Source organism: Desulfovulcanus ferrireducens (assembly GCF_018704065.1).
GTDB classification, from domain to species: domain Bacteria; phylum Desulfobacterota; class Desulfovibrionia; order Desulfovibrionales; family Desulfonatronovibrionaceae; genus Desulfovulcanus; species Desulfovulcanus ferrireducens.
In genome coordinates this window covers 1-12263 of the sequence record NZ_JAGUQP010000002.1, presented here as the reverse complement: position 1 = coordinate 12263, position 12263 = coordinate 1, and the positions used below count along the sequence as shown (strand labels likewise).

The window sequence follows — 12263 nt, the reverse complement described above, 5'->3', positions numbered from 1 at the left end:
GGCAGGTATGTCTAAAATTGTTTTAGCAACGCGCAACAAAGGAAAGATTAAGGAAATCAAAGAACTTCTAAGCACACTGTGTCCAGAACTGGAAGTTCTTGGTCTGGATAGTTTCCCAAATATAGGAGAAATTCCTGAAACCGGGAATACTTTTGAAGAAAATGCACTTCAAAAGGCCAGGACAGTATGCGAGTTGACAGGATTGATAAGTCTTGCAGATGATTCCGGCCTGGTGGTCCCGGCGATAGGTGGAGAGCCAGGTGTTTACTCTGCCCGCTACAGCGGACCTGATGCCACAGATGAAAAAAATAATGCCAAGCTTCTGGCCAAAATGCAGAATTTAGCAGAACCAGAGCGATATGCCTACTTCGCCTGTGTCATGGCTGTTTGCGCCCCTGATGGCCAGACATTGGTGGCCCATGGCAAATGGGAAGGGAAAATTGCTTTTCAGCCCAAGGGAGAACATGGTTTTGGCTATGATCCGATTTTTATAGACAAAGAAAGCGGTCGACATGCAGCTGAAATGACCCGGGAAGAAAAAAATAAAATCAGCCATAGGGCCAAAGCATTAAAAGAACTTTTAAAAAAATGGACAAATTTTTACAAAAAGATAAAAAATAAGAGCTAAAAAGGTAATTAACTCAACTTTCTGACACGATTAACATCCTCAAATTACTACACAATTGAAGAGTGCATTTTCAGAAACGCATTACAAACGGGTTGGGTAACACATCTTGGCGAAGATTGTGGAAGTACTGTGCATAGGGAGGTTATTCCATCGAATTTTCGAAACCCATCATAACAACAGAAAAGGGATTAAGTAACATTCTATTGACTAACCCCATTATGCACAGCCCGCAAGCAAGCCTTAGATGTGTCCAAGTCTTTGTTAGCATTGAAGAAAATGCACTCGCAAATTAACTCAGAAAGTTGAGGTAATTAAGTTCAATGAACCTCTTAATCTAATAACCTTAAAAGAGGAATCCCCATGTGTGGAATTATTGCATATACCGGCCACCGTCCGGCCATTCCTGTCATAGTAGAAGGTCTGAAAAAACTGGAATATCGAGGATATGACTCTGCTGGTCTTGCCTTTGCTTTGTCGGAGCAGATCCACCTTTACCGGGCATCTGGCAAGCTAGAAGCTCTGGAGGACAGATTAACCTCGCCTATTATCATGCAGCCCACATCCGGTATTGGTCATACCAGATGGGCCACCCATGGCCTGCCAAATGAACAAAATGCCCACCCTCACCTGGACTCTTCCGGTAGCCTGGCTCTGGTCCACAACGGGATAATTGAAAATTTCCAGGAGCTACGAGAAGAATTAATAAAAGAGGGACACCAATTTAATTCTGAGACAGATACCGAGGTATTAGTCCATCTTATTGCCAAGGGCCTGCAAAAAATGTCATCCTTTCCCGAAGCCATCTCATGGGCATTGTCCCAAATTGAAGGTTCCTATGCCTTTGCCCTGATCAGCAAAGACTACCCAGGCAAAATCTGGGCTGCCAGACAAGCTAGCCCGCTTTTACTCGGCGTTGGCACAGGTGAGAATTTTGTTGCTTCAGACATCCCTGCCTTTTTGCAGTATACAAAGGATGTTGTCTTTCTTGAAGACGGAGAATTGGTGGAAATGGATGCCAACTCCTGGCAGGTTTACTCTGTAGATTCTTTAAAACCAGTAGATAAGCAGGTGCAGCATATTGCGTGGGATGTCCAGGCAGCCCAAAAAGGTGGATTTAAGCACTTTATGCTCAAGGAAATATTTGAACAGCCAAGAGTAATTCGTGATTGCCTGGCTGGACGGATAGACCGTAAAAAAGAACAGGTGATTTTAACAGAGCTTGACGATCTGCCTGTTCCCAGAAGATTGCATATAGTGGCCTGCGGCACATCTTATCATGCTGGTCTTTGGGCTAAATATCTTTTGGAAAAATGGGCGCACATCCCTGTGGAAGTGGAAATAGCTTCTGAATTTCGTTATCGTCACCTGGTCTTAAATCCTGATGAGCTCGTCCTGGCCATCAGCCAATCGGGAGAAACCGCCGACACCCTGGCCGGGATAAGACTGGCCAAAGAAAAGGGGATAAAGGTTATAGGGTTATGCAATGTTGTTGGCTCAACAGTGGCCAGGGAGTCTGATCGGGTCATCTATACCCAGGCCGGCCCAGAGATTAGCGTGGCCTCGACAAAGGCCATGTGCAGCCAGTTAGTCCTGCTATACCTCTTAACCTTGTACTGGGGGCAGCGGCAAAAAGTCCTGCCTCTTGATGTGCTGTCCAAATCAATACACACCTTTAGCAGCCTGCCTGATATTCTGGAAACAGAGTTGCCACGGCTCAGGGAAAAGGCCGCTGCTTTAAGTCAGGAATACGCAGCAGCCCGCAGCTTCTTTTTTCTCGGCCGAGGAATCAATTACCCACTGGCCCTGGAAGGAGCGCTCAAACTCAAAGAAATTTCCTATATCCACGCTGAAGGCTATGCTGCAGGAGAAATGAAGCATGGTCCTATTGCCCTTATTGACCCAAACTTTCCCACATTTGCTCTGGCCTTAAACGATGAACTTCTACCCAAGGTCAAGTCCAACCTGAAAGAGGTTGAGGCCAGAGGAGGCAAAATCATAGCCCTGACCCATCCCCAGACGGATCTTAAAGTTGACCATCCATGGGAGCTACCTCTTTTGTGGGGTCCGTTAAACAGCTTCATGGTATTGCCTGCCCTACAGTTATTTGCCTATGAAATGGCTGTTTATTTAGGCAAAGACGTGGACCAACCAAGGAACTTGGCCAAGAGTGTTACTGTGGAGTAGAATGGCCCTTAAAAAATCTCTCTTTTTTTTCACCCTGCTTTTAGCACTTTGCTTCAGTACGGTAGCCCTGGCCAGCCCTGCCCGTGATTTCAGGCAGGGCTGGCAGGAATTTCACCGCCTTGTAAAAAACAAAAAAAAGGCCCAGTACCGCTCATATTGGCTTGAAGTCAAAAAAAAATTCTGGCGAGCCTATGAACACAACCCAAAAGGAGCTTACGCTCCCAAGGCCCTCTATTATCTAGGACGTGTTTACGAAGAGCTGGGTAAAAAATCTTGTCTTAAATCTGATTTTTATAAGGCTGTTGACTATTACCAACGGCTCATAAACCGCTTTCCCGGACATTCCTGGGCAGATGACGCACAGTTCAAAAAGGCTACCATCTATCTCTATCACCTGAGGGATTCAGCCCAGGCCTACCTGGAGCTACTAAAAGTAGTTCATAATTATCCGAAAGGAGACATGTGCGGCAAGGCCCGAAAAATTCTCCACAAGCTGGACCAAGCCAATTTAAAAAAAATAAATGGACTGAAAAAAAGTACAAATAAGAAAACACATGCATCTTCCTCTCATTCTGTAGGAAAATCTGATAAACATAGTGCCCAATCCCGCCTTTCGCAAGGCATTCGGCCTGTTGTCGGATTAAACAATATCCGTCATTGGAGCAGTGACGATTATACACGAGTCGTCCTGGACCTGGATGAAGAGGTCAAATATTATTACAAACTGCTAAAACCAGACCCCAACCTGGGCACACCATACAGACTGTTTATTGATTTGAACAAAACCGTCCTGGAAGCACACACTCCTCGCGAGGAAAAAGTAACCGACGGCATTTTGCGCTCAATTCGTGCTGCCCAACATAGTCAAAATCAGGCCCGGGTGGTCTTAGACATCCAGAGTCTAGACAATTTTCGAGTCTTTTCCCTGAACAATCCTTTTCGTGTTGTTGTCGATGTCTATGCTCCGGACAAAAAAAATACTCAAAAGACCGACAAAAATATCACAAAGCTACACCTTGATCCAAAAAGCAAGGCCTTGACTTCGCAAAACCTGCTGGAGCAATTGGGGTTAAAAATCAAAACCATCATGCTTGATGCCGGACATGGTGGAAAAGATCCAGGGGCCGTATGCAAAAGGGTGCGAGAAAAAGATATCAACCTGAAAATGGTCAAAATTCTGGGAAGACAACTCAAAAAGCAAGGCTTTACTGTTCTCTACACTAGAACAAAAGATGTTTTTATTCCCTTAGAAGAAAGAACTGCCATGGCCAATTCCAAAAAAGTAGACTTGTTTATCTCCATCCACTGTAATGCCCATAGAAACAGAAAAATTCGAGGTTTTGAGGTTTACTACCTGAACCTGGCCAAATCCAAGGACGCCATCAGAGTAGCAGCCAGGGAAAATGCCGTTTCCACTAAAAAAATCAGTGACTTGCAATTTATTCTTACTGACCTGATGCTCAACTCCAAAATCAACGAGTCGCGGGACCTAGCCCACAATGCTCATACAAATACCCTTAGATACGCCAGAAAATTATACTCTAACTTTAAGGATCAAGGAGTGCGGGAAGCTCCTTTTTACGTCCTTATGGGAGCGAAAATGCCAGCTATCCTGGTAGAACTTGGCTACATTACCAATTACTATGATCGACGCAAACTCACATCAGACTCTTTTCTCAACCAAATGGCCAAAGGTCTGGTCAAAGGTATTCTGGCTTATAAAGGAAAAATCGAACGTTACGCGAAAAAATAAGAACTTAAGAAGCTGGGAAGCCAAGAAGTTAGGAGAAAATGAGAAAAATATTACCTCCCAACTTCCCATCTTCCTGACTTTCCATCATTTAACCAACAAATGAATGATATACGACCTTTTATCATAACAAGCTTACCCTTTTGGGCAATTGTTTTCTGCCTTTATTTTTTTCTGGGCTCTGAGGAAAAAATCTATCTCTTCTTCACTGCTTTTCGACCGGAACATCCCGGGTTGACTACTTTTTTTACGCTTCTCACAGATTGGGGCAATGCTTTTTTTTACGTAGTCTATTCTACTCTTCTTATCCGGGGCCTAGTTAAAAAAGAAAAAAGCTTAATTTTACTCTGTGGTTATTATATCTTGTTTCAACTGGTAATCTCTTTTTTCGTGGTCCGTGTGCTAAAAATCAGTATTGGCAGGCCAAGACCAGGCATGGGAGACCAGTTTCATCCCTTCTCAATACAAAACAAGTTCAATTCCCTGCCTTCGGGGCATACAGCGGAAATTTTCGGCGCCATCCTTCCTCTTGCATTATGGCGCCGAAAAAATATCATCTGCCTTGTTTTGGGCTGTTTTGGGACGCTGCTGGCCTTTTCTCGAGTCTATTTGGGTGAGCATCACCCTTCTGATCTGATCTTAGGTTATTTTCTAGGTTCGTTAAGCGGTTTTTTAATCTTTACCTTTTGGAAGAAAAAAAATGCAGACAGATAAGTTTTGTACCAAAATATGGACGTGGATTCAAAAACATCCTTATTTCTCTCTGGCCGTTATTCTAGGTCTACAGACTGCTTTTACGCTCAATACCAGAAACCTATGGTTTTCTGACGAAATCCGCTATGCCAATGTATTTGAACACTTGATCCAGGCAAAAAAATGGCTTGTCCTATACTTAAACGGTCAGCCTTACCCTGATAAACCGCCGGTGTACTTCTGGTTCATCTACCTGGTAAAATCATGCACGCCATTTACTCCTCCTGCGCTTTTCTTTTTTTGCACAAGTCTTTCAGCATATTTATACCTGATAGCCACTTATCACCTGGCACTAGTTACCATAAAAGATAAAAACATATCCTTGCTAGCCTGTCTTGTTCTCTTAACCAATTTGTACTTTATGGGAGTTACACATTATTTACGCATGGACCTCTTCTTTGCTTCTCTAATAATTTTAAGTCATATATTTTTTTACAAATATTATCTTATCCAAAAAAATAAATATCTCTATACTGCATTTATATTATCAGCCTTGGCTGTATTGACTAAAGGACCACTTGGTCTGGCCTTTCCCTTAATATCTTTTCTTATTTTTCTAGCCCTACAAAAAAAGATGAATTTAATCTGGCAAAAAAATTTTTTAAAAGGAATTGGCCTCTGTCTCAGCATTCTTTTATTGTGGGTTATTGGAGCATATATTGTCGAAGGAGAAAAATTTTTACATAGTATTTTTTATGACCAGATTTATCGCCGAGCAGTAAATACCTGGCATCACCCGCAACCCTTTTATCACTACCTTTTAACCCTGCCTCTGGTTTGGTTGCCCTGGACGATCTTGTTTTTGCTAAAAGCATGGAACATGGTAAAAGGCAAAAAGAGCCGGGAGTCAAGTGTCGGGAGTCAAGAGTCGAGAGGCGAAGCCACGGATGGGCTGAAATCAGGCTTGCGTTTTTTATCCGTATATTTTCTTTCTGGTTTTATTCTGCTGTCTTGTATCAGTATAAAAATCGTCATCTATCTTTTGCCTATCTTTGCCCCACTGGCTATTTTAACGGCCAAATTCCTCTGGGAAAGCCAACAAAAGTCTAAGTTCTGGCTGGGCTTAGCCCTATTCTTTGCCCTACTGGCTCTTGTTTTGCCTCTGGCCAACTTTTTCCATCCCTGGCCCATTAAAATAAAAGGCCATTTTCTGGCTGCATTTGTCTGCCTTGGCCTGGCCGTTCTCATCTTCAAGCTTAGGAAAAAAGACTTTTGCCTACCCCTCATGACCTTGGTTATGGGCATGACGCTGCTTATCAATGTCCTGGGAATCTTTACCGCCCCATCCCTGGATGCGGTCATGAGCCCTAGAGAGCAGGCCGAAAAAATGGGGTTTTACATCAGAAAAGGCTATACCCCCATTGCCTATAAGATTTATTCTGGTACTTACACCTATTATGCCGGACAAAACATCCTTGAAACGAGAGACCTCGCCATGATCGGCCAAAGAGTCAGAAACGGGGAGAAAATTGTCCTGGCCATGCGCAAAAAATATTGGGACAGTTGGCGTGAGCGGCCTGAAAATTTAAAAATTGTACATAAACAATGGATTGTGGACAGAGCTTATTACCTTGCAGTCACAAAAGAGGCGCAAGCACAAAAATCAAATAACAACTAATCAGCGTGCATAATCCCGCCGCAAGGGGAAAAGTTGCCCGGACTAAAACTAATTATGAAAGCTTATATTTTATTGAGGGGTAGGATTTGAGGGATACGGGGTACGTGGTAGGGGGTAAGGATTAAGGGATAAGTGGGATGTATTGGAAAAATTTGAGGGTATGGCAGAAAACGCACGAGCTGGTTTTACAGATTTGTAAGATGCAACTGCAATAGTTAAAATTTTACAGTTCTGACAAACAACTTTATCTTATAACCTATTCAAATAATTCAACATTCAAAATTCAACATTGCCGCATCATAACTATCTATGGTTTAAATTGAGCGATTTTTTTGCAGTTCAAACTTTGAGATTGCTTCGCTACACTTTGTTCCCCTCGCAATGACAGGAGCGAGTTCGTCATTGCGAGGGCAGCGAAGCTGTCCGTGACAATCTCATCACCCATTGAGTGAAAATCGCTAAACTTAGGTATAATTAAAAGAATATTTGTTTACCCAAAGTATCCCATTATGCTCTATCCGCAAGCAAGCTTTTTGCCCCGTTGAATCCAGCGAAGCGTGGCTGGGCCAGTATTCAGCAGGGGTAGATGGGTCCAGGCATTTGCACCAGCATGAAAAAAATCAGGATTGGAATAAACACTGAAATAAACTATGGAAATTGAGTTGATATAAAAATTCGGCCACAGGCCCTGGAATAGGCGTGCAAGAAGAAATTGGGAAGAGTAGGATATTGAGAAGTTGAGAAGAGGAGGGATACTAAAAAACGAGTTGTGATTCCGACTCTCGGCCCTAGATTCAACCCGGCGAATAAGTTTAAGTATTTTTTATTTTGTCAATCAAGCTGGTAGTGGAGTAACCAGGTAAAAAATCAAGACTTTTTACTTCTCCCCCTTTGGCCAGAACAATATCCTTGCCCACGATTTTATCGATCGGCCAGTCTCCACCTTTTACCAGGACATCTGGCTGGACAGCCTTGATTAGGTTATAAGGAGTGTCTTCACTAAAGATGATAACAAAATTTACGCAACCCAGGCCTGCCAAAACCAAGGCCCTGTCCATTTCCGGATTAATGGGTCGCTTTGGCCCTTTAAGCCTGCGCACGGATTCATCACTATTCAGGCCAACCACCAACACATCTCCCAGGGCCTTTGCTCTCTCTAAATAATCCACATGGCCGGGATGCAGAAGATCAAAGCAACCATTGGTAAAAACAATTTTTTTGTCAGTTAGCCTGTCTCTTTGCTTTAAAAAATCATCCAGGGATATAATTTTTTCGCTGCTCGGATTCATTCTCATTTCATTCTACCTCAAACCTTTACCTTTTACCTTAAAGCTTATATCAACAACCTGCAAGGATTAAGAAAGGTGACTTTTGATGTCATTCCTTAACTTGTAGAGTCTGTGGCCAAACCCCATTTTGACCACCAGATTAGAAATCAGGATTGAAAAAAAATTATGAAAAATTGTATCTTAAGTATGGTTTTGGCACAGACTCTGTATCTCGTACCCCAAACCGTTTACCTCCATGGATAAAAAATACTTAGTCATCCAGTTAGCCAGGTTTGGCGATCTTATCCAGAGTAAGCGTCTAATCTTGTCTCTACAACAAAAAGGGCAGGTTCACCTGGTACTGGACAAGTCTTTGAGCAGCCTGGCTGAATTGGTTTACCCGGAAGTCATTTTGCATCCTATCCTGGCTCATGGTCAGAAGACCAGTCCCGCCAGAATATTAATGGAAAACAGGAAGGTGCTGTCCCGACTGAAAGAGATAGACTTTGATCTCGTAGTTAACCTTAATTTTTCTGGTTTGAATTTTGCCCTGATTCGTCTGTTTGATCCGTACAGAGTCCGTGGGTATCAGAATTTTCATGGACAGGAAGTTAGAGATAAATTGGTAAGGTTGACTTTTCGGTTGGCCAAAGACAGAGTAACCGCACCTATAAATCTTGTTGATTACTGGGCTTTTTTTGATGACCATCCTGTTTCACCGGTCAATGTCAACCCAGTCCCGGGACGGTCGGGCAAGGGACTTGGCGTAGTCATAGCTGGTCGTGATCCCAGGCGTTCCATCCCTTTAACGACTTTGGCCCCTATTATTTTGGCTATGCGCAAGAGGCTTGGTCAGGGCCCAATTTATTTTTTGGGGAGCCAAGCACAGCAGCCCTTAGCCCAGAAGTTGAAGGGTCTGCTCGACCCGAAAATTATTTCTGAAGTAAAAGACCTAACAGGAAAAACCAGCTGGACAGACCTTGTCCAACTGGTGCAAAGTTTAGAGGCTGTAGTTACGCCGGACACCGGAACAATGCATTTAGCCGCTCATCTAGGTGTGCCTGTGTGGGCCTTTTTCTTTTCTTCTGCCTGGTGCTTTGAAACCGGACCTTATGGCCAAGGTCATGTAGTTTTTCAGGCTATGCCCCATTGTGCCCCTTGTGTAGAATCGCGGCCCTGTCACTTTGACCTTATTTGCCATGAAAATTTGACTCATAAATCAATAATTCAATTCATTCTGGATAATAAGAAAGATGAGCAGGATGAACTCTGTGTCCTTACATCAGATTTTGATGAGGTGGGCGTGGTTTATAGGCCGGTATTCGGACATGACCTTTATGTCAGCTCACGGCTGAGATTGAGGCATGCTTTACGTTTATTTTTAAACCCAGGTATGGGAAGTCAACATTTTGTTTCCTCAGATTTGATTCAAGGGATGTTTCCGGAACGTGAATGGATGCTGCCCTGAAAATTGAAGTTTGGAGGATATAATGATTGTAGATCAATATGGCCGCGGTGTAAGTTATTTGCGCTTAAGCGTGACAGACCGTTGTAATTTACGTTGTTTTTATTGTCGTAATTGTAAGTATTTAAAATTCATTTCTCATCAAAATATCCTGACCTATGAGGAAATGTTTGAACTTATCAGGGCTTGTGTAGACCTGGGGGTACAGAAGATACGCCTGACCGGGGGCGAGCCTTTTGTACGCAGGGATTTTCTCTATTTTTTAGCAAGGTTGCGTGATAAATTTCCGTTTCTTGACTTGCGCATTACAACCAACGGCACTTTAATTGCCAATAAAGTTCAGGCATTAAAAGATATGGGTATAAACTGTATAAATATTTCTTTAGACACCCTGGATGCGGACAAATTTATCGAAATTACCGGGCGTGATTTTTATCATAAAGTGCGCACTAGTATTGATCGTTGTTTGGAGAAAGGAATACGGGTCAAGATAAATGTTGTGGCTTTAAAAGGGGTCAATGACAATGAACTGGAGGATTTTGTCCGTTTTGCTCTAACCCACCCGGTTGATATACGTTTTATTGAGTTTATGCCCATTGGGGGCAGAACCATGTGGAACAAGGATTTTTACTGGTCAGCAAAAGAGATTTTAACAGCAGCACAAAAAATTACGCCTTTGATTCTTCAACAGAAGGCCGGTCAGACCAGTGGCCCGGCGAAAATTTTTGGATTGAAGGAGGGCCAGGGCAGATTGGGCATCATTTCTCCGCTAAGCGATCATTTTTGCGATAAGTGTAACCGCTTAAGGATTACCCCTGATGGGAAGCTTCGAACCTGCCTGTTTTCAGATAAAGAATACCGTTTGCTCCCCTTGCTACGTTCCCCGAAACTGGGTCTGGAACAGTTAAAAAAGGTGTTGGAACAGACAAGCCGAAAAAAACCCTTGGGTTATAATTTGTTGTCCAGGGATGAAAACAAGCAAAGTGTATGTCAGAGGGTTATGTCTTCTATTGGCGGATGAAAATTTTTGAGCCTGTGGCCGACACGCCTGTTCAAACTAGCTGCGAAAGCCGTGGCTGAAACCCGGATCATAGAGCTTGGAGCGTTTGTTTTCGCCTTTAAAGGGCAAAACAAGAAAAATCACCTGCCGGGTAAATCCTTTCTTTTCCATTTGCCTGGTCAAATCTATTAAAGTGGTGTGGACAATCTGTTCATCAGGCCAGCCTACCCGATACCCGATAATCACCTGGCTATCTTCTTTAAAACCAGCCTGCAATAGTTCTTCCTGGATGCTCCGGGCTTGGCTGGCAGAAAGATAAATGGCCAGTGCACTTTTGGTTGAGGCCAGTTTTTTTAAACGCTGGCTCTCAGGAACAGGAGTGCGACCCTCAACCCTGGTTAAAATCAAGGTTTGATTTAATTCAGGCACTGTGAAGGAAACCCTGGCCTTAGCTGCAGCAGCAAAAGCAGCGCTAACCCCCGGTATGATTTCATAGGCAATTCCTCTGGCCTCCATCCACCGAATCTGCTCTAGTATGGTCCCGTAAAGGCTTGGGTCTCCTGTGTGCACACGGGCAAGTAAAAGATTTTTGAGGTGAGCATTAAGGATTATCTCCTCTATTTCCTCCAGAGTAAGCGACGAGGAGTCAATTACCTGGCGAGCACGTGCATGGGTAAATAGCTCCTTGGGCACCAGAGAACCCGCATAGAGGATAATGTCGGCCTGGTTAATGATCTTTTGCCCCTTGACAGTGATCAGTTCGGGGTCACCCGGACCAGCCCCGACAAAGTAAATATTGATCCGCTCTTTTTTACTTCTCATTTTCGATAATAGTTAAATGGTTGAATAGCTTAATGGCCTATTGGTTTAAGACTCTGTGGCCAAACCTTACTCTGAAGGACAATTTTTCATAATTTTTTTCAATCCTGATTTCTTTCAAGCTGGTGCAAATGCCTGGGCCCATCTACCCCAGTTGAGTACTGGCAAAAGCCAGCCACGCATCGCTGGATTCAACGGGGCAAAAAGCTTGCTTGCTGGCAGGGCATAATGGGGCATTTTGGATAAACGAATTTTTTTTAATTATACCTAAATTTAGCGATTTTCACTCAATGGGTGATGAGATTGCCACGGACAGCTTCGCTGCCCTCGCAATGACGAACTCGCTCCTGTCATTGCGAGTGGAACAAAGTGTAGCGAAGCAATCTCAAAGTTTGAACTGCAAAAAATCGCTCAATTTAAACCACTCAACTTTCTGACACGATTAACATCCTCAAATTACAAATGAAGAGTGCGCTTTCTGAAATGCATTACAAACGGGTTGGGTAACACATCTTGGCGAAGATTGCGGAAGTGCTGTGCATAGGGAGGTTATTCCATCGAACTTTCGAAACCCATCATAACAACAGAAAAGGCATTAAATAATATTCTATTGACTAACCCCATTATGCACAGCCCGCAAGCAAGCCTTAGATGTGTCCAAGTTTTTGTTAGCATTGAAGAAAATGCGCTCGCAAATTAACTCAGCAACTGTGTTTTTTGTCAATAGTTAATGGTTAAAATTTATTGGTTAGTTTATTTTGTTTTCAAGAACAATTTT

9 protein-coding genes are annotated in these 12263 nt (G+C 43.2%); 7 read left to right on the top strand and 2 right to left on the bottom strand.

Going from position 1 to position 12263, the window contains the following annotated elements:
* Positions 1–7 precede the first annotated feature (7 nt).
* The 5 genes from KFV02_RS01205 (at position 8) to KFV02_RS01185 (ending at position 6933) form a co-directional block, all read left to right on the top strand.
* Positions 8–628 carry an XTP/dITP diphosphatase gene (locus KFV02_RS01205; protein ID WP_252379711.1) on the top strand — a complete coding sequence of 207 codons (621 nt, stop codon included), beginning with the start codon at positions 8–10 and terminating at the stop codon, positions 626–628.
* 360 nt (positions 629–988) lie between these two features.
* Positions 989–2812 (top strand): glutamine--fructose-6-phosphate transaminase (isomerizing), encoded by a 1824-nt coding sequence (gene glmS / locus KFV02_RS01200; protein ID WP_252379710.1) that lies wholly within the window; start codon positions 989–991, stop codon positions 2810–2812.
* A gap of 1 nt (position 2813) precedes the next feature.
* Entirely contained in the window at positions 2814–4565 is a 1752-nt protein-coding gene (locus KFV02_RS01195) for an N-acetylmuramoyl-L-alanine amidase (protein WP_252379709.1), read from the top strand.
* Between the two features lie 99 nt (positions 4566–4664).
* A complete protein-coding gene (locus KFV02_RS01190; RefSeq protein WP_252379708.1) occupies positions 4665–5276 on the top strand; it encodes a phosphatase PAP2 family protein in 612 nt (203 codons plus the stop codon).
* Positions 5263–6933 (top strand): ArnT family glycosyltransferase, encoded by a 1671-nt coding sequence (locus KFV02_RS01185; RefSeq protein ID WP_252379707.1) that lies wholly within the window; start codon positions 5263–5265, stop codon positions 6931–6933. Before KFV02_RS01190 ends, KFV02_RS01185 begins: the two co-directional genes overlap by 14 nt.
* Before the next feature lie 812 nt (positions 6934–7745).
* Here KFV02_RS01185 and rfaE2 read toward each other — a convergent pair.
* Positions 7746–8222: a D-glycero-beta-D-manno-heptose 1-phosphate adenylyltransferase gene (gene rfaE2, locus KFV02_RS01180; RefSeq protein WP_252379706.1), complete on the bottom strand. Its 477-nt coding sequence runs from the start codon at positions 8220–8222 to the stop codon at positions 7746–7748.
* Positions 8223–8457: 235 nt separating this feature from the next.
* On the opposite strand from rfaE2, the gene KFV02_RS01175 reads away from it, so the two are divergent.
* A complete protein-coding gene (locus KFV02_RS01175; protein ID WP_252379705.1) occupies positions 8458–9669 on the top strand; it encodes a glycosyltransferase family 9 protein in 1212 nt (403 codons plus the stop codon).
* 22 nt (positions 9670–9691) lie between these two features.
* Positions 9692–10687, top strand: coding sequence for a GTP 3',8-cyclase MoaA (moaA, locus tag KFV02_RS01170; RefSeq protein WP_252379704.1), 996 nt, complete (start codon positions 9692–9694; stop codon positions 10685–10687).
* 36 nt (positions 10688–10723) lie between these two features.
* On the opposite strand, the gene cobM is transcribed toward moaA, so the two are convergent.
* Complete coding sequence (gene cobM, locus KFV02_RS01165; RefSeq protein ID WP_252379703.1) at positions 10724–11488, bottom strand: precorrin-4 C(11)-methyltransferase; 765 nt, start codon at positions 11486–11488, stop codon at positions 10724–10726.
* Between the last annotated feature and the right edge of the window lie 775 nt (positions 11489–12263).